Raw genomic sequence first — 18,744 nt, forward strand, 5'->3', positions numbered from 1 at the left:
CGGGGGTCCCTTTTGAACGCCGTTTGACAGGTGACGCACCCTTCGGGAAAGGCGATCCGCATTGCAGCGATCTGGGCGTCGATGCTGGCTTCAAATTCCGGCTGTTGGGCGACGAGGTTGCGGCGCCATTCGTCAATTATGGCCGGTGACCAGCGCGCGCGGAACAGCCCTGCTTCGGCGAACCGGAGCAGGGCGTCCCTTATCCTGAACGGATAAAGCACATTCGCGTCAAGAACGACGACGAAACGGTCGGCTAGGCACCTCAATCCGCATCGAACTCCTGGCCGAGGCGCTGGAGGTCGGCGAGCGCTCCGCTCCGTTCCACATCCCGCTGCGCGCGGAACGCGAGTACGTCGCTCGCTCGAACGCGCCGATGCGATCCCACCTTGTGGAACGGTATCTTCCCTTCGCTCAGCATTGAAACGAGAAAGGGGCGAGAAACATTCAGAAGGTCGGCCGCCTCTTTCGTGGTCAATTCCGCCCCATAGGGAACGAAGGTCACCATTTCGCCGCGAGCGACATGCGTCAACACGTCGAGGACCAGCTGTCCGAGCGCCGGCGGCAAGTCTACCTCGGTCCGGTCGCCGTTTCGCTGCACGGAAAAAGGCAGACCCTTAGGCGTAAGCGCCTTCGCAAGCGCGCGCGCCGCTTCCGATGCCTGTCGCACTTCCGTCTCTGTAGGGGGCCGCTGGGAAAGCTCCTGATCGCTCATATCATTCTCCTCGCTGCCGGGCTCGGCCCTATATAAGATCAAATCCATAAATGCAATAAGTGAAATATGTGCAATAAACGTAAATGCGCATGTATGGTTGCTCAAGCGCCGAGATTCCGAGCTGTCAGGCTCGGATCGCATGCGATGATCACGCTTGCCGCTACGACGTTCGCATCCCCGCAGCGAGCTTGGCTGGATGCCCGCGAACAAATTAGTTGCGTGGGTTACAATGTGTTGCCCTGCTGCATCATGGCCACAGATTCCGTTACGGCGACCTGCTTTCCTCTGGCCAGCAGGCTAATTTCCGATATTGGCGAAGCGCGACCTGAATGGAGGGCTCCTCCATTTTTACTACGGCGGCCCTCTCGGGTCGCCGTTTTTGTTCGGCGGGTTTGCGCCTCATGTCGGTCGTTGCGACGGGTACCGCGCACCGCCTGAAAGCGGACGTCAAATTTCCTCAGGATCACGGCAACGCAGTTACATATTACTCCCGCTTGTGGCGCCCCAATCACCAGTGGCCGCCTGACCGCTAACGGCCAGCTCCGTCGCTTGCCATCGCTCAACGCCATGAGACTGGCTGCCGTTTTGGCGCTTTCATACAATCGAGAATCGGGACGTCGCGCTAATTGCGCTGCGCGACCCAGAAGAGCTCTTCCTCGAAAGGGGACGGAAATCTTCATCTTGCGCCCGCCGGTTTCATTCGGCGGGCGCATTTTTTAGCTGAGAGCGCAAGGTTAGCGCGCGGTTCGCTCGATCAACTTTCGTAGCAGGTCCCAGAGGTCGTGCTCCTCTTCGATAGCTGAAAACTGCCGTTTCAGCGTGGCAAGCCTCACGAGGGAGTCGGATTCGCCACGGCGGTCGCGAGGATCAATTTCGGTTCGAAAGGCGAGTTCGGTTACCAGGGATGTCACGAATGTCGCTGCGTCCGGCAGGCCCATATCTTCGAAACCGGCACGGGCGGCTGCCCAGCTGAGAACCTTGGCATTTGCGGGTGCATGATCTCCGGACCCAGGCGCCATGTAGGAGATCACCGCTGCGGTGTTCCAGATCTTGCTCTCTACCCTAGACAGTGTCTCTCCGCTGTCGCTTTCGATCTTTTGCCCAATTGCTGCGAGTGTCGCTTTGAGGCTGGCAGATTGCGCTTGCGTTGCCGGACGATCTGGAGCCTCTCGGTTGCACAATCGCTCGATCAACAGGCCCATCAGCACAGCGGCAACACCGGTACGAGATCGCCCACATTTGCCGTGGGAGCGTGGGCGGGGCGGCGAACGAGGCAATCGGCGAGACCGAGCATGGCCTGTCCCGACGCATCCTGGCGATCGCAAATGGCGGCGCCCTCGTAGGATAGCGATGCGCAGAGAAATGCCTCGCGCGGTCCATTTGGCGGGATCGGCCTTGTCGAGTGCCTGAGCTGCCAGGGCAGCGCGTCCGATATCTTTCCTCCGGACAGGCCCGCGATGAGCGGCGCGAGGAAGAGCGAGGCGACGGTAAAGGCCGCAGTCGGGTTTCCCGGCAACCCGAGAACATGCGTTTGTCTCAACCGGCCATACCAAACCGGCTTGCCGGGTTTGATGGCGACATCGGCAAAAGCGACTTCCAGTCCGAGTGATGCGAAGGCCGACCGCCCAAAATCGCGGTCGCCGCGTGAGGCGCCGCCGATGACGACGACCACGTCGGCGGAGGCCTCTTGCTGCGCTTCGGCAATCGCCTGCTCATTGTCAGGAAGTCGGAGCCTCGCGACGACATCTGCACCTGCCAAGACGCACATTTGCTCGATTGCCCCGCTGAGACTGTCCGGGATCGCATTAGGCATCCGCGATGCGCACCCCGGCGCGAGGATTTCGTCGCCGGTCGCGACCAGCAGGATACGCGGACGGCGCCATACTTCGACCTCCGAATGGTCGGCGGCGGAAGCCACGACCCGCCGCGCCGCCGTCATCCTCGTGCCCGCAGCGAGGAGCTCATCGCCCGCAACAAAATCCGAGCCGGCCTTCCGGACGTGCGGCTTGCCGAGCGGCGCAGCGTCGAGCGCCACAAGCTCGCCGCGATGCCGGCAATGTTCGATCATCACGACACGGTCGCTACCATGAGGCAGGGGTGCGCCCGTCATTACGCGCCAGGTTTCTCCCGCCGAGATTGCACCCGGCTTGGCGCCGCCCGCGTAGCTCGTGCCCCTCGAACGCAAGAATATAGTGCCGTTCTTCAGGTCGGCGTCGCGGACCGCATAGCCGTCCATGGCCGCGCAGTCGCGCCGCGGGGCGTCGATCCGCGCAAGCACCGGTGCAGCGAGATGGCGCCCGCCCGCATCGGCCAACGCGACGCTTTCCTTGCCGAGGGGACGGGCATGCGCGGCGAGGATCGCCAAGGCCCCGTCGAAATCGATGGAAGCCGCGCAAGCGCCGGATGTCAGGATGGTCGCATGCTTACCCATGCATCTGTCTCCCGTACGCTTCCGAAATCGCGAGCTCGGAGGTGCCTTGATCGACAACCTCGCCGACCAGGATCAGCGTAGGCGCGTCGGCCGCGAACGACCGGGTCGCAAGCTCGAGCAGGTCGAGCCGCGTTGCCAGTCGGCGCTCGTCCGGGCTGCTGACGTGGCAAGCGATCATCACCGGGATGTCGCCGCGCATGCCGGCGCGCGTGAGCCCGCGCATGATCTCGCCGGCGGCGTCGCGCCCCATGTAGAAGGCAAGGGTTGACCCGCCGTTGGCGAGCGAGGGCCAGTCGATATCGAGCGCTGCGCCGTGCCTGCTATGTGCGGTGACGAACCGCACATCGCGGGCGACGCCGCGGAGCGTGAGAGAGATGCCGGCAGACGCTGCGGCGGCGCACGCGGTGGTGATGCCCGGGCAGATGCGGGCAATATACCCGGCTTCGCGCAAGGCGGAGAGTTCTTCGGTCGATCGGCCGAAGATCGAGGGGTCGCCGCCTTTCAGGCGTACCACGCGCTTGCCGGCGGCCGCCGCTTCGACCAGCATCGCGTCGATCGTGCGCTGGTCTTTCGAATGGCGGCCCGATCGTTTGCCGACGCTGACCATCTCGGTCCTGGCCGGGATAAGCGCGAGCACGCCATCGCCAACCAGCGCGTCGTAAAAGACGATGTCGGCGCGCTCAATCAATCGCACCGCCTTCATCGTCAGAAGCTCCGGGTCGCCGGGGCCGGCGCCGACGAGCCACACGGTGCCGCTCGCGAAATCGTCAGGCTGCATTGCTGGTCTCCTCGGCCAGGATGCGCGCGAGCGCGGGACGGCAGGAGCCGCAGTTGGTTCCGGCACCGAGCGCGCCGCCGATCGCGGCGACGTCGGCGAGTTTCTGGTCGCGGATGGCGGCGACGATGGTCCTCAGCCCGACGTCGAAGCAGACGCAGATGATCGGGCCGCGGTCAGCTTGGGCTCCCGGGGCACGGCCCGCGAGCAGCGTTGGCGCGACCTGTGGCGCCGATAGCTGCGCGATCAGCCAGTCGCGGGAAGGCAGTTCGCCGGTCTCGGTAACGAACAGGGCGCCCGACAGACGTCCATTCGCGACGATGGCGATGCGCTTGGTGCCGCGTGCAGCATCCTGCGCCTCGATCCGCTCCCCCTTGGGAAGCAGCGCTTCGATCGCCTTGAGATCGCCATTGCCGGCCAGCTCCCACATGACGCCCGCAGGAACCGCGACTCGTGTCGCCCACAGGCAGCGCGGCGCGCTGGCCAGCTCGCGCGAGAGGAGCAGAAAGCCGCGCCACCTGGGCACCACCGCGGCGATCGACGCCGGGGTGCGCTTGAACCCCGGCTGGCCCGACACGGGATCGACGAGCGGGCGCGGGAGCAGCCCGGTGCGGCCGCCGCTTGCCGTGCGGTCGGTCCAGTGGATCGGCACGAACAATTCACCGTGGCGCTGACCGGAGTGAAAGGCGACGCGGTAGAGGCTGTCGCCCTGCGGCGTCTCGACGCGCGCGAGCCCGCCGTCGGTGAGGCCGAGGCGGGAGCCGTCGTCGGGATGGATCTCGACGAGCGGCTCCTCGCGGTGACGCGCCAGTTTCGGGGCAAGGCCTGTGCGCGTCATGGTGTGCCACTGATCGCGGTAGCGGCCCGTGTTGAGCGTCAGTGGCCATTTGGTGAGGGGGGCGGGTAGGGGTTTCTGCGTGATCGGGACGAGGCGTGCACGACCGTCCTCCGTGGAGAAGCGGCCGTCGGCGAAGGGATGATCGCCGCCCCAGCGGAAGGGTTCCATCTCGTCATAGGCGGCGGTGCCGCCCTGCGCCGCGCCGGGCAGCGCGAAGAGGCGTGCGCCGTCATTGTCGTAGGTCGAGAGGCGGCAATGCTCGCGCCAGATGTCGGCGGGGCGGTCGTAGGCGAAGGCGGTCTTCCATCCCATCCGCCGGCCGACCTCCTTGACGATCCACCAGTCGGGCATCGCTTCGCGGGGGAGCGCGAAGAGCGCGCGCTGGCGGCTGATCGTGCGGTCGCTGTTGGTGACGGTGCCGTCCTTCTCGCCCCAAGCCGCCGCGGGCAGCCGGACATGGGCGAAGGACCCGGTGTCGGTCTTTTCGATCACGTCGCTAACGACCACGAAGGGGCAGGCGGCGAGTGCCTCGCGCACCGCATTTCCGTCGGGCATCGATACGGCGGGGTTGGTCGCCATCACCCACAGCGCCTTGATCCGTCCTTCGCCAATGGCGCGAAACAGGTCGACGGCTTTGAGGCCCGGCTTTTCGGCGATCGTCGGTGCGGCCCAGAAGCGCTGGACGCGGGCGCGGTTCTCGGGCGAGAAGTCCATATGCGCGGCGAGCGTCGAGGCGAGCCCGCCGACCTCGCGTCCGCCCATCGCGTTGGGCTGACCGGTGATCGAGAAGGGCGCGGCGCCCGGCTTGCCGATGCGCCCGGTTGCGAGGTGGAGATTGGTGATCGCGTTGACCTGATCGGTGCCTGCAGTCGACTGGTTGATCCCCTGGCTGAACAAGGTGACGGTGCGCGGGTTCGCGGCGAACAGCTCGTAGAAATGCCTGAGGTCGGCGGCGGGGACATCGCAAATGCGCGCCACCGACCACAGGTCATTCCCCTCTCCAAGCTGGTCCCAATATTCTGCGGGAGCCGCGACGTGCGCGGCCAGATAATCCTCATCGACGATGCCGGTTTCGCGGCAATGCTGGAGCAGCCCGTTCATCAACGCGACATCGCTGCCGGGACGGACGGCCAAATGCAGGTCGGCCTCTTCGGCGGTCTCGGTACGGCGCGGATCGATGACGACGAGCTTGGCGCCCGCCTCGCAGCGTGCGCGGATGCGCTGATAGACGATCGGATGGCACCAGGCGGTGTTTGACCCGACGAGGACGAAGAGGTCGGCGGCGTCGAGATCGTCATAGGTCGCGGGGACGACATCTTCGCCGAACGCGCGCATATGGCCCGCGACCGCGCTCGACATGCACAGGCGCGAATTGGTGTCGATGTTCGCCGTGCCGATGAACCCCTTCATCAGCTTGTTCGCGACATAATAGTCCTCGGTCAGAAGTTGCCCCGAGACGTAAAAGGCGACGCTGCCCGGACCGTGGCGCGCGATGGTCTCCTTGAACCGCTTCGCGACGAGATCGAGCGCCTTGTCCCAACTCGCGCGCTTGGCGCCGATCGTCGGATGGAGGAGGCGGCCTTCCAATCCCACCGTTTCGCCCAGATGCGTACCCTTGGAGCAGAGGCGGCCGCGGTTAGCTGGATGGTCGGGATCGCCCGCGATCTCGACGCTCCGTTCGCCCGTTACCGTCGCGCGGATGCCGCAGCCGACGCCGCAATAGGCGCAGGTCGTGCGGACGGCCTCCGTCATCAGGCGGCGGCCTTCAGCGTGCTCGCGCGGCAGATGAGAACGCGGCCGCCATCGATCTTGACCGGCACCGTGGGTGTACAGCCCTTGTCGTCGCCCAGCGCCTCGCCGGTCGACAGACTGATCCGCCAATTGTGCAGCGGGCAAGCGACCGCGCCGCCGTGGACGATGCCTTGGCTGAGCCGTCCATGCTTGTGCGGGCAGCGGTCGAGGAGAGCGAAGACCTTGCCTTCGGCGGTGCGGAAGACTGCGATGTCGTCGCCGCCCTCGACTTGCACCGTACGGCTGCCGCGCACGGGGATCTGGTCGACCCAGCCGATGTCGAGCCATTCGGCGGTGTTCATGCCAGTTCCTCCTGCGGGATAAAGCGCGCCATCGGCGCGTGATGTTCGGCTTCGGCACCTTCGGCGCGCTGCGCCCAGGGGTCGTCCTGGCTGAAGCTCTGCGAGAAGAGGAATCGTGCGCGGAGCGCGTCGCGGCCCAGATCGTCGTCGACGATGCGCGCCTTGATATGGTCGAGCCCGACGCGCTCGATCCATGGTGCGGTGCGTTCGAGGTAGCGCGCTTCCTCACGGTAGAGCTGGATGAAGGCGGCGCAATAATCCATCGCCTCCTGCTCGTTCGCGACCTTGCAGAGCAGGTCGGTGGCGCGCACGTGAATTCCGCCGTTGCCGCCGACGTGGAGCTCATAACCGCTGTCGACGCAGACGACGCCGAAGTCCTTGATCGTCGCCTCAGCGCAGTTACGCGGGCATCCCGACACCGCGATCTTGAACTTGTGCGGCATCCAGCTGCCCCAGCTCATCCGTTCCAGCTTGACGCCGAGCCCGGTCGAATCCTGCGTGCCGAAGCGGCACCATTCGGACCCGACGCAAGTCTTCACCGTGCGCAGCGCCTTGCCATAGGCATGGCCCGAGACCATTCCGGCGGCGTTGAGATCGGCCCAGACCGCGGGCAGATCCTCCTTCTTGATCCCGAAGATGTCGAGCCGCTGGCCGCCGGTGACCTTGACCATCGGCGCGTTGTACTTCTCGACCACATCGGCGATCGCGCGCAGCTCCCTGGGGTTGGTGAGCCCGCCCCACATGCGCGGGACGACCGAATAGGTCCCGTCCTTCTGGATATTGGCGTGGAGGCGCTCGTTGACGAAGCGGCTCTGCTGGTCGTCGACATACTCACCCGGCAGCGCACAGAGCAGATAGTAATTGAGCGCGGGGCGGCACGAGGAACAGCCGTCGGGGGTGGCCCAGTGCAATTTCTGCATCACCTCGGGGATCGAGCGCATGTCCTGCGCGACGATTTCGCGGCGGACATCGTCGTGCCCGAAGCTGGTGCATTTGCACATGGTCTTGGGGCCGCTTTGCACATCGTCGCCCAATGTCAGCGCGAGCAGGTTCTCGACGAGCCCGGTGCAGCTGCCGCAGCTGGCCGACGCCTTGCAGGTGCCGCGCACCGCGTCGAGGCTGTGTGCGCCCTTGGCGATGCACGAGACGACCTGGCCCTTAGTGACGCCGTTGCAGCCGCAAATCTCGGCATCGTCCGAGAGCGCCGCAACGGCCGCCTTAGGGTCCGCCGCGCCGCCTCCCGCGGCGAAGGCCTGGCCGAAGATCAAGAGGTCGCGGAGGTCGGAGACGTCTTTCTGCTTCTTCAGGAGATCGAAATACCAGCTGCCGTCAGCGGTGTCGCCGTAGAGCACCGCGCCGACGATGCGGTCGTCCTTGACGATCACGCGCTTGTAGACGCCGCGCGAGGCGTCGCGGAGGACGATATCCTCGCAGCCGTCGCCGCCCGAGAAATCGCCCGCCGAAAAGACGTCGATGCCCGACACCTTGAGCTTGGTTGAGGTCACCGAGCCGCGATAACCGCTGGGTTTCTCGACCAGCCCGTCGGCGAGGCTGCGGCACATGTCCCACAAGGGCGCGACGAGGCCGTAAACCTGCCCGTCATGCTCGACGCATTCGCCCACCGCGAGCACGGCGGGGTCGCTGGTGACCATATGGTCGTCGACCTGGATGCCGCGCCCGACCGCAAGGCCCGCGTCGCGCGCGAGTTGGATCGACGGGCGGATACCGACCGCCATCACGACGAGGCTGGCGGGGATCAATGTCCCGTCCTTGAGCTTCACGCCCTCGACCTTGCCGGTGCCGATGATCTCGGCGGTGTCGGCGCCGGTCAGGATCGTCTGGCCGCGCGCTTCGAGCGCATTTTTGAGCAGCCAGCCCGCGGCCTCGTCGAGCTGGCGCTCCATCAGCGTCGGCATCAGGTGGATGACGGTGACCTTCATGCCGCGCAAGCTGAGGCCATGCGCCGCCTCGAGCCCGAGCAGCCCGCCGCCGATCACCACCGCGTCGCCGCCGGCATCGGCGGCGGCGAGCATCATGTCGACATCGTCCATGTCGCGAAAGGCGATGACGCCGGGCAGGTCCTTGCCCGGAACGGGAATGATGAAGGGATCGGAGCCGGTGGCGATCAGCAGCCGGTCGTAAGTCTCGACGAGCCCGCTGCGCGCCGTCACCGTCTTCGCCGCGCGGTCGATCGCCGCAACGGGATCGCCGGCGACGAGCGCGATGCCGTTGTCGGCATACCACGCGGCGTCGTTGATCACGATATCGTCGAAGCATTTCTCTCCCGCCAGCACGGGGGAGAGCATGATGCGGTTGTAATTGACCCGCGGTTCGGCGCCGAAGATTGTGACGCGGTAGCGGCTCGGATCGCGCGCGAGCAGTTCCTCGACCGCGCGGCAGCCGGCCATGCCGTTGCCAATGACGACCAGATGCTCGCGCGTGTCGGCGTCGGGTTTGAGGGGGCGGTGTTCCATCAGAGCATCCAGTCCAGTTGCAGCCAGAATTTGTCGGTGTCGGTGGCGAAAGTGTCGGCGTCGTAGTGGGCGTAGCGCGCCGAGGCGGTGACCTTGCCGAGCTTGGCGCTGGCGAGGAGGTCGATCTCGTCGCCGTAGGCGCGGCTGGCCCGGTCACTGCGATAGTCGTGATACGCGGCCTGCAGCGTCACGGCCTTGAGCGGCCCGACCGCCTTCCAGCCCCAGCCCACGCTGCCATAAAGGTCGCGGACGCCATCGGGCGGAGTGACGAGGAATTTGTCTGCCCAACCCTGAAATTTGAACCCGGTCGCGAGCGGGGTCTGGAAACTGGTCAGGGCCAACCCGTTGTCGGCGCCGAGTATCTCATACCCGGCGCCGACCCGGGGGCCACCAAGATCGACCGCGACATCAGCAAGCCAATAGTCGGCGGAATAGTCATTGGGGTTGCGGTGCCAGTCGGACTGGCGCGCATAGCTGAGCTGATAGGCGATCTTCGCCTTGCCGAGCGGCTGGCTGCCGTCGAGCCGCACGCCATAGCTCTGGCTCGACATGCGGAAACCCTGCATGGCGGCCTCGTCCTGGTCGACGAGATAGGCGAAGGCCGCGATCTTGCCGACCGGCGTCGCGACGCTGACATTGCCGAAGAGATTGTCGCCTGACACCGCTTGTTGCCGTGCGCCGGCGCCGTCGATGCCCCAGATGGTGCGCACGCTCCACGCATAGGTGAGGTCGGCCTTGACGCCCTTGGCCGGCGTGATCTCGGCGCGCACCGCGTCGAAGCTCTGGCCGTTCTGACGAAAAGGCACGGCGCCGATGAAGCGTTCGTCATCGAGCCCGATCCGCTGGCGGCCTGCGGTTACCGCGAAGCTCGGCGAGGCGTACCGAAGCTGGGCGCGGGCCAAGGCGATATTCTCGGGATCGGCGACGAGCGGCCGCGTAGCCGGCCCGTGCAGGCCGTCGAAATAATCGTCAACAACTGCAAGGGTGCCCTGACCCTCGACGAGCGCCGACCAGCGCCCGGCTTTCGCCTCGACCCCGGCGCGGAGGCGCAGGGTCAGGGCGTCGGCATCGGCGGCGAGGCCGTCCTGATCGACCTGTTCATAGCGAAGCCGGGCTTCGCCGAGCGGCTTGAGGGTGACGTCCCGGGCGTGCGCCACCCCGGCCGGCGCGAGCGCCAGCAAGATCACAAGGGTGCGGGTCATGGTTAGATCCGCACGCCTTCGGCTGCGCCCCAGGTCGCGCGCCACTGGCCCTTGACGAAGATCAGCCCGACCAGCGCCACGACCGCAAGCCCGGCGAAGATATAGAAGCCGGGGCCGAAGCTGCCGCTCCACTGTTTCGCAAAGCCGAGCGAGGAGGCAAGGTAGAAGCCGCCGACGCCGCCCGCCATGCCGACGAGCCCGGTCATCACGCCGATCTCGGCAGAGAAGCGCTGCGGCACAAGCTGGAACACCGAGCCGTTGCCGGTGCCAAGCGCGAGCATCGCCACGACGAAGAGGCCGAGCGCGGCGGGCAAGCTATCGGCTTGCGGTACGCCCGCGAGAGCGAGCGCCGCGACGACGAACACCGCCATCAGCGCCTTGACGCCGCCGATCCGGTCCGCGAGCGCACCGCCCATCGGCCGCACCAGCGATCCGGCGAAGACGCACGCCGCGGTGCAATAGCCCGCGATCACAGGGGTCAGGTGGAACTGATCGGTGAAATACACCGGAAGCGAGGCGGCGAGCCCGACGAAGCCGCCAAACGTCACCGAATAGAAGGCCATAAGCCACCAGGCGTCGGCGGTCTTGAGCGGCTGGAAATAGTCGACAAGCTTCTTCGGCGCGGGCGCATTCGGCGCATCCTTCGCCATCGCGAGATAGATGAAGAAGGCGATCGTCAGCGGGATGCAGGCGAGGCCGAGCACTGCGTTCCAGCCGAACAACTTGGCGAGGCCGGGGGCGAAGAGCGCGGCGAGCACCGTGCCCGAATTGCCCATGCCCGCAAGGCCCATCGCCTTGCCCTGATGCTCGGGCGGATACCAGCGGCTCGCAAGCGGCAGCGCGATCGCGAAGCTTGCACCGGCGAAGCCGAGGATCACGCCGAGTGCGAGCGTGCCCGCGAAACTGTGCACGCCGAAAAACCAGGCCGCGAACAGTCCGGCGATGACGATGATCTGGCTGATCGCGCCCGAGCGCTTCGGGCCGATCCGGTCGACGAGCAGCCCGTTGACGACGCGCAGCACCGCGCCGGCCAGCGTCGGGACCGCGACCATCAGGCCTTTTTGTGCGGGTGTCAGTCCGAGGTCTTCGGAAATCGACGGCGCCAGCGGGCCAAGGATGACCCAGACCATGAAGGCAAGATCGAAATAAAGAAAGGCGGCGACCAGCGTCGGCCAGTGCCCGCTCGCCCAGAAGCTCGATTTGGGTGCCATGGCCCCCGTGTTTGCAGTCGTCATCGTCCGTCCCCTTCGTGTGACGGGCAATAAAAAAGCCGCCAGGACGGCGGCCATGCGGGCGCATCCTGACGGCTTCATTGCCTGTTGGGATTGCGGGGAATGGCTCCCCGTCCGCCTGCGGTTCGATCCCCTCGTTGGAACCGGCGCCGCCTTATCCTGCCCCGGCAACCTTGCCGAGTGCGCTAAAGCTGCCTGATTCGCAGCTTTGCTGCAAGCGGTTATTTCGCAGGTGCAGCATAAAAGGAAAAGCTATGGAAGTTTAGCGAGATAGGTCTCGATGTCGTCGGGATCGAAGGCGCGGCCGTCGAAAAAGCGGTCGCTGCCGAGCGTGAGGCGGCCCTGTGTCGAACCGGCGCCGATGGGCTCGTCGAGCCCGCCTTCGAGTTTCGAACTCGCGCCGGGCAGCGGCGCGCCCGAGCCTGCAAGCGCGGCCCGGTAGACGTCGGGACGGAAGACGTTGCCGGCCGCCGCGGCTTCGGCGTCGTCGAACGCCATATAGTCCCAGCGGACCATCTGCGAGTAGAGCCACGCAGCCTGGCTGCGCCAGGGAAAGTTGGCCGCCTCGCGATACTGGAACATGAAGTCGGGATAGTGGATCGGCTCGCCGCCTGGGACGAGCCGGATGCGGTCGGTGATTGCGCGCAATACGGCATCGCGCGGCGCGTCGAGATATTCGGGCCGCGCCAATATGTCGGCGCTTTCCTCGGCAGCGCCGGGTTCGACAAAATGTGCCGCTGCCGCGTGCAGCGCGCGGACCAGCGCTGCGACCGCTTCGCGACGCTCGTTGAGCGTAGCCTCCGGCATCGCGAGCACTTTCTCGACACCGCGGCGCCAGATCTGCGCGGTTGCGAGCGCGATGTGACCTACGCCGCGGTCGACGGCGATCGAGTTCCATGGCTCGCCGACGCAGATGCCGTCGACTTCGCCCGCGGCGAGCGCGTCGGCGGCAAAAGGCGGGCTGGTAACGACGATCTCGATATCTTGATCGGGACGAATGCCGACACCTGCGAGCCAGTAGCGCAGCATGTAATTGTGGCTCGAATAGCGATGGACGACGCCGAAGCGCAAAGCTTTGCCCGCCGCGACCCGCGCGTCCGCTACCTGCTTCAGCGCCGCGCCGATCCGGATCGGATCACCCAGCGTATCGGTCAGACCTGCTTCTTCCGCGAGCTTGGTCGAGAAGGTGACGGCATTGCCGTTGAGACCCAGAACGAACGGCACCGCGAGCGGCACTGCGGGACGATCCTTTCCAAGCGTTGTGGCGATGGCAAGCGGCGCGATCATATGCGCCGCATCGGTGTGACCATAGAGCAGCCGGTCGCGCACGGTCGCCCAGGTCATGTCGCGGACAAGGTCGATCGCGACCCCCTCGGCGGCGGCGAAGCCGATTTCGTGGGCAAGAACCGGCAACGCGGCGTCGACGAGTGGCAGGAAGCCGATACGGAAGCGCTCGCCGGTCATTCCATGTCTCCCATCAGCGCTTCGCTGGTGACGATCGCCTCGGCAATCTCCGAGATGCGACGATTGGTCCGCATCGCCTGTCCGCGGAGCAGGGCATAAGCCTCGGGCTCGTCGATCTGACGCCGCTTCATCAGGATCGCCTTCGCCTTGTCGATCACGGCCCGCTCGGCGAGTGCGTTCTTGGCGTCATCGAGTTCGCGCTGGAGCCGCGAAAAGGCCTGGAAGCGTCGGATGGCGAGGTCAACCACCGGCTTGATACGTTGCTTCGACAATCCGTCGACGACATAGGCCGAAACCCCGGCGTCGATCGCCGCGCCGGTCGCCTCGGCATCGCTCTGATCGACGAACATTGCGATCGGCCGTGCCAGCGCGCGCGACATAGCGAAGAAATCCTCGAGCAGGTCGCGGCTCGGGTTCTCGAGGTTGATAAGAACAACTTCGGGGGCAGCCGCTTCGATCTGCGCAACAAGTGGTTTGGAAGTGTCCACCAGTACGAGGTCGTCGAGACCAGCTTCGCGCAAACCGTCGGATATGACGGCCGCACGCCCTGCGCTGGTGTCGATGATCGCGATCCTCATGGTCGCGCCTTTACGCTGCAGCGCACAAATCTGCCAGAGACTTTGTCGGTCGCGACATAATCCGCGCGTCAAGTGTCCGCTTAGCGAAATAGGCTACCAACAGCGGACAGTCTCCAATTGATGACGTGGACGGCTCTCCAACTCCCCGCGGTATGATCTGCGGGATGAGCTGGAAGGAGAGCTACGATGGAGAAGATTGTAACGGTCGGGTTGGATATCGCGAAGTCGGTGTTTCAGGTCCACGGTGTTGATGCCGCAGGCGAAGTGGTGGTGCGCAAGCGCCTGAGCCGGGCCCGGGTGATTCCGTTCTTCGCGAAGCTGCCGCGCTGTCTGGTCGGCATCGAGGCCTGCAGCAACTCTCACCACTGGGCCCGCGAGCTGATCGCGCTGGGCCATGATGTTCGACTGATGCCGGCGCAATATGTGAAGCCGTATGTGAAGCGCGGCAAGAATGACGCTGCCGATGCGGAGGCGATCTGCGAGGCGGTGACGCGGCCGACGATGCGGTTCGTGACGGTGAAGACTCCGGAACAGCAGAGCGTGATGATGCTTCACCGTGTCCGCCTGATGCTCAACCGCCAGCGCACGCAGCTGTCGAACGCGACGCGGGCGCATATGTCGGAGTTCGGGATCGTGGCGCCGGTGGGGCGCATTGGGCTCGAGCGCCTGCTGGCGATAGTCGCCGACAAAGATGACGAGAGGATTCCACCTGATGCCCGGCTCTGCTTGGAGATGCTCGGGGCGCAGCTCGCGATCGTAAAGGAGCAGATCCTTGAGAACGACCGACGTATCCGTGCGAGTGCGCGCGACACAGAAGTTGGGCGGCGGCTGATGGAGATACCGGGCGTCGGGCCACTGCTCGCCAGCGCCTTTGTTGCCAGCGTCGCCGATCCGCGCCTGTTCAAGACAGGCCGCGACCTCGCCGCGTGGATAGGTTTGGTCCCGCGGCAGAACTCCAGCGGAGGGAAGGAGCGGCTCGGCGGCATATCGCGTGCGGGCAACCAGTATCTGCGTCAGATGCTCGTCGTCGGTTCGATGGCCGTCATCCGCCATGCCGAGCGGCACGGCACCAAACGGCCATGGCTCATCGAACTGATGAAGCGTCGAGCGAAGAAAGTTGCAGCTGTGGCGCTAGCTAACAAAACCGCCCGCATGGTCTGGGCGCTGATGACGAGCGGAGAGCACTACCGCGAACCGCAGGTCGCGCACGCATAGGAGATCAGGCGCCGATCATGGCGTCGCCGAGGTTGGGAAGGGCAGACAGGAGCTGATGCACAAAGCCGGTTGAAACCGCCGGATCAGGAAAACCCATTTTGGCCGGTGCACCTCGAGTGCGTCCAATTGGTCGGGACCCGATCCGCGCGAAAGGCATCATGGCCAGCGGCGCATGACAAGGCCGCATCACAGGCCGGACACATGGCTGCACCAACCAGCAGGTCGCATCATATCCAGAAACCGCTTGCCAACGGAGGGCCGTCCACACACGGCCAGTTCGAGCTGAGGACCTGTTCCCTTGGGCAATGTTGCAGCGAGGGAGCCGCGCCACAGGCGCAATAACGTTTGCCCAAATGAAATTTTGGTGCGCGATAGTGTTTGGCGCAGAAAGATGAGGTCTGTCTAAAGTTGTACCAAGACTCATGTAGACTGGAGCCGCGGTGCCATTCTTTATCAGATCAACACGCGGCAGTTCACGCGCGAAGGAACGTTTCGAGCCGCCGAGACGCAGTTGCCCCGCCCTAAAAAGCTCGGCGTCGATATCATCTGGCTGATGCCGATCCATCCGATCGGCGAGAAGAACCGCAAGGGCAGCCTCGGCTCGCCTTATTCGGTGAAGGACTATTATGGCGTCACGCGCGGATGAAACTAAGGGCATAGACATCGAGCATCGTCGGGTCGAGCGGGCGAATTGCGCTGCCGCCTGGAGAACGTTGATGCAGCACAGCGACGATGATCGGCGCCGCCAGAATGATTGCCGCCCCCAGCATTTGTCCAGACTGCATTTCGCTCGTCTCGGGATGCTTCAGCTGCGCGATGTCCGGCGCCTTCCAGTTAAAGGTTGGAGCCGGCTGCTCGGCGGCGGATGGGACGGCGCAGGCGCAAGCCGTGACGGCCGAGAGGGAGGCAAGGCGGGCGGCACGGACCCAAACGGGAGATCATCGGGCGACCCCTCCGGTGAGCGGGGTGACCCGCGTCATTGCGGCGGCCGCCAGCAGCAAGGTGCCCGACGCGAACGCCATCGTGTAGATCGGGGCGCCGGGAAAGAAGGCGGCCATGATCGACCCCATGATCGTGGCGACAAGCAGCTGCGGAACGACCACGAAGATATTGAAGAGGCCCATGTAGATGCCGAGCTTTCCCTGCGGCAGGCTGGAGGCGAGGATCGCGTAAGGCATCGCGAGAACCGAAGCCCAGAAGATGCCGATGAGGACCTCGCTCGCAACAAGATGCGTGGGGTCGCGCAGCAGGAAAAAGCTGCCATAGCCGAGCGCACCGCAGACAAGGCCGGCGATGTGCGTGCGGGCCTGCCCGATGCGCCTGGATAACCAGGGCAGGAGAGTGAGCGCGGCGACGGCGGCCACACCGTTATAGATGGCGAAGAGCGTGCCGACCCAGTTGGCGGCGGTCTGATAGGCGGCGCTCGCCGCATCGGTCGTCCCGAAATGATATTGGGCGACGATGGGCGTGGTGTTGATCCACATGATGAACAGCGCCGACCAGCTGAAGAACTGGACGAGGGCGAGCCGCTTCATGATTGGCGGCATACCGGAGAAATCGCCGACGATGCTCGACAGCATGTTGGTCTCGTTGCCACGGCGCGCGAGGGCGATGGCGATGAGGCTTGCAAGGCCGTAGGCAATCAGCAGCGCGCCGAGGAGAAGAACCTCGCGGAGCAGCGAAAATTCCTGCCGGATGGCCATTACGCCGAGACCGGCTACGATCCAGGCGGAGCAACCGGCATAGCTTCGCGACGCAAGCGCGCGAACCGCGGGCTGGGTCTCCGCTTCGGCGGGGCCGAATCCCGCCATCTCGACCGGATCATATTCGCGGGTCGTCACCACCGTCCACAAGACCGAGAGGAAGAGGGCAAGGCCGCCGAACCAGAAAGCGTAGCGGACGGTGTCGGGAATCTCGCCGGGCGGCGCGACATTGGCGACCCCCAGCAGGTCCATGAACGACGGAAAGAGCGAGCCGACGACCGCGCCCGCGCCAATAAAGGCCGTCTGGACCGCATAGCCCGCACTATGCTGGTCCTTCCGCAGCATGTCGCCGACAAAGGCGCGAAAGGGCTCCATCGAGATATTGAGCGAGGCGTCGAGGAGCCAGAGCGTCGTCGCCGCGAACCAGATCGCCGGGCTTTGCGGCATCACGAACAGCGCGATCGCGGCGAGAATGGCGCCGGCAAGAAAATAAGGCCGACGGCGGCCGAGCCGCCCCAGCCAGGTCCGGTCGCTCATATGGCCGATCACCGGCTGGATCAGCAGGCCCGTCAGCGGTGCGGCGACCCAGAGGCCGGGCAGTTTCTCGATGTCTTCGCCAAGCGATTGGAAAATCCGGCTCATATTGGCGTTCTGGAGCGCGAAGCCGATCTGGATGCCGAAAAAGCCGAAGCTGATGTTCCACAGTCCGGCGCGACTTTGCCGCGGCTTTTCCATCACGTCTCTCCCCATCGGCCGCATGGCGCGCGGCTCTTTAGCCGCGCGATCTTGCAGCAGCGCCCGGCAAGAGCAAGCGGCGGGCGGGGCGATCGGGTCAAGGTATACGAATACTTAGCCGATCAGGGCGATGTGCTTTGCCTGCGGATCAGCCGCGTCGGCAAGATGCATCGCCCTGCGGGCCGACCGTCGATGCGGCCGAGCAGCGCATCGACGAGCAATTCCCCGGCACCCTTCAAGTCCTGCATCACCGTTGTCAGCGTCGGCGACGTCAGGCTGGCCGCGGGGATGTCGTCGAACCCGATCAACGCGACGTCGCGCGGCAGTGCCAAGCCGGCTTCGACGAGCGCGCGCATGGCCCCGATCGCGATCAGGTCGCTGGCGGCAAACAGGGCGTCGAACGGAATGCCCGTGGCGAGGAGCGCGCGCGCGGCTTCATAGCCCGATTGCTCGGAAGAAACGGCAGGCTGCTGCAGCCGCGGATCTGGCGTCAGGCCCGCGGCCGTCATCGCCCGGCAAAGGCCCGCATAGCGATCCTGAAACTCTGGCGCGTGGTTGGATGCGTCGCCCAAGAAGGCGATGGATTTGCGACCTATCTCGATGAAATGCTCGCCTGCCTGAACGCCGGCACCGATATTGTCCGACCCGACCGTCAATCCGATATTGTCGTCGGCGACCGATCCCCAGCGGACAAACTTCGTGTCCATCTCCACCAGATGCTCGAGCTTGGCGCGATAAAGCTGATAGTCGCCATAGCCGAGCAGGATGATGCCGTCAGACCGGTGGCTGTCCTGATAGTCGACGTGCCAGTCGTTATTCATTTGCTGGAAGCTTATCAGAAGATCATAGCCGCGCAGGGCGCACTGCCGGGTTATCGAGCCGAGCATCGAAAGAAAGAAGGGGTTGATCATCGACTCGTCTGGGGTCGGATCCTCGAAGAAGAGGAGCGCGAGCGTGTGGGCGCGCTGCGAGCGGAGGCTCGATGCATTCTTGTCGACGGTATAGTTGAGCTCGCGCGCAATCCGCTCGATGTTGGCGCGGGTGGCGGCACTCACCGATTTGCTGCCGCGCAGCGCGCGCGATACGGTCGGCTGCGACACGCCGGCCAGATAAGCGATATCGAAACTCGTAGGCTTGGCCGTTGGCGGTCGCCCCATATCCTTCTCCCGGTTCGGTCGGCTTCAGGCCGGCCCGTCCTTGCGTCGAGACTAGCGAGCGCCGGCCGTACTGCCAATGGGTCGAGCCCATCGCGCTGTGACATTTACGCGACAGCGGCTGACGGGCGACGATAT

General features: G+C 65.2%; 15 protein-coding genes and 1 pseudogene. 1 reads left to right on the forward strand and 15 read right to left on the reverse strand.

The window, feature by feature from the left end; all coding sequences use genetic code 11:
- The 12 genes and pseudogenes from QOL79_RS19035 to QOL79_RS19090 all read right to left on the reverse strand — a co-directional run.
- Nucleotides 1-221, reverse strand: a pseudogene (locus QOL79_RS19035) (hypothetical protein); the annotation flags it as partial.
- Between the two features lie 41 nt (nt 222-262).
- Entirely contained in the window at nt 263-712 is a 450-nt protein-coding gene (locus tag QOL79_RS19040; RefSeq protein ID WP_058457364.1) for a helix-turn-helix domain-containing protein, read from the reverse strand.
- 734 nt (nt 713-1,446) lie between these two features.
- Nucleotides 1,447-1,914 carry a hypothetical protein gene (locus QOL79_RS19045; RefSeq protein WP_058457373.1) on the reverse strand — a complete coding sequence of 156 codons (468 nt, stop codon included), beginning with the start codon at nt 1,912-1,914 and terminating at the stop codon, nt 1,447-1,449.
- Nucleotides 1,914-3,200 carry a molybdopterin molybdotransferase MoeA gene (locus tag QOL79_RS19050; RefSeq protein WP_283420403.1) on the reverse strand — a complete coding sequence of 429 codons (1,287 nt, stop codon included), beginning with the start codon at nt 3,198-3,200 and terminating at the stop codon, nt 1,914-1,916. Before QOL79_RS19050 ends, QOL79_RS19045 begins: the two co-directional genes overlap by 1 nt.
- Nucleotides 3,136-3,921 carry a uroporphyrinogen-III C-methyltransferase gene (gene cobA / locus QOL79_RS19055; protein ID WP_058457375.1) on the reverse strand — a complete coding sequence of 262 codons (786 nt, stop codon included), beginning with the start codon at nt 3,919-3,921 and terminating at the stop codon, nt 3,136-3,138. The genes QOL79_RS19050 and cobA overlap by 65 nt, the downstream gene beginning before the upstream one ends.
- Nucleotides 3,911-6,508, reverse strand: a complete 2,598-nt coding sequence (locus tag QOL79_RS19060; RefSeq protein WP_058457376.1) for a nitrate reductase — start codon at nt 6,506-6,508, stop codon at nt 3,911-3,913. The genes cobA and QOL79_RS19060 overlap by 11 nt, the downstream gene beginning before the upstream one ends.
- Entirely contained in the window at nt 6,508-6,849 is a 342-nt protein-coding gene (gene nirD, locus QOL79_RS19065) for a nitrite reductase small subunit NirD (RefSeq protein ID WP_058457377.1), read from the reverse strand. The genes QOL79_RS19060 and nirD overlap by 1 nt, the downstream gene beginning before the upstream one ends.
- Nucleotides 6,846-9,323, reverse strand: a complete 2,478-nt coding sequence (gene nirB, locus QOL79_RS19070; RefSeq protein ID WP_058457378.1) for a nitrite reductase large subunit NirB — start codon at nt 9,321-9,323, stop codon at nt 6,846-6,848. The genes nirD and nirB overlap by 4 nt, the downstream gene beginning before the upstream one ends.
- A complete protein-coding gene (locus tag QOL79_RS19075; protein ID WP_058457379.1) occupies nt 9,323-10,525 on the reverse strand; it encodes an alginate export family protein in 1,203 nt (400 codons plus the stop codon). Before QOL79_RS19075 ends, nirB begins: the two co-directional genes overlap by 1 nt.
- A gap of 2 nt (nt 10,526-10,527) precedes the next feature.
- A complete protein-coding gene (locus QOL79_RS19080) occupies nt 10,528-11,760 on the reverse strand; it encodes a nitrate/nitrite transporter (RefSeq protein ID WP_058457380.1) in 1,233 nt (410 codons plus the stop codon).
- Between the two features lie 249 nt (nt 11,761-12,009).
- Nucleotides 12,010-13,221 carry a CmpA/NrtA family ABC transporter substrate-binding protein gene (locus QOL79_RS19085; protein WP_058457381.1) on the reverse strand — a complete coding sequence of 404 codons (1,212 nt, stop codon included), beginning with the start codon at nt 13,219-13,221 and terminating at the stop codon, nt 12,010-12,012.
- On the reverse strand, nt 13,218-13,799 hold the full coding sequence (locus tag QOL79_RS19090; RefSeq protein ID WP_058457382.1) for an ANTAR domain-containing response regulator: 582 nt from the start codon (nt 13,797-13,799) through the stop codon (nt 13,218-13,220). Before QOL79_RS19090 ends, QOL79_RS19085 begins: the two co-directional genes overlap by 4 nt.
- Nucleotides 13,800-13,985: 186 nt before the next feature.
- Here QOL79_RS19090 and QOL79_RS19095 point away from each other — a divergent pair, with 186 nt between their 5' ends.
- Nucleotides 13,986-15,014, forward strand: a complete 1,029-nt coding sequence (locus QOL79_RS19095; protein ID WP_058457383.1) for an IS110 family RNA-guided transposase — start codon at nt 13,986-13,988, stop codon at nt 15,012-15,014.
- A 632-nt stretch (nt 15,015-15,646) separates the two neighbouring features.
- On the opposite strand, the gene QOL79_RS19100 is transcribed toward QOL79_RS19095, so the two are convergent.
- The 3 genes from QOL79_RS19100 to QOL79_RS19110 form a co-directional block, all read right to left on the reverse strand.
- Nucleotides 15,647-15,784, reverse strand: coding sequence for a hypothetical protein (locus tag QOL79_RS19100; protein WP_156416611.1), 138 nt, complete (start codon nt 15,782-15,784; stop codon nt 15,647-15,649).
- Between the two features lie 168 nt (nt 15,785-15,952).
- Nucleotides 15,953-17,452 (reverse strand): MFS transporter, encoded by a 1,500-nt coding sequence (locus QOL79_RS19105; RefSeq protein WP_058457384.1) that lies wholly within the window; start codon nt 17,450-17,452, stop codon nt 15,953-15,955.
- Nucleotides 17,453-17,574: 122 nt separating this feature from the next.
- Nucleotides 17,575-18,609, reverse strand: coding sequence for a LacI family DNA-binding transcriptional regulator (locus QOL79_RS19110; RefSeq protein WP_058457385.1), 1,035 nt, complete (start codon nt 18,607-18,609; stop codon nt 17,575-17,577).
- Between the last annotated feature and the right edge of the window lie 135 nt (nt 18,610-18,744).

It is taken from the genome of Sphingopyxis sp. Geo48 (assembly GCF_949769155.1).
Lineage (GTDB): Bacteria > Pseudomonadota > Alphaproteobacteria > Sphingomonadales > Sphingomonadaceae > Sphingopyxis.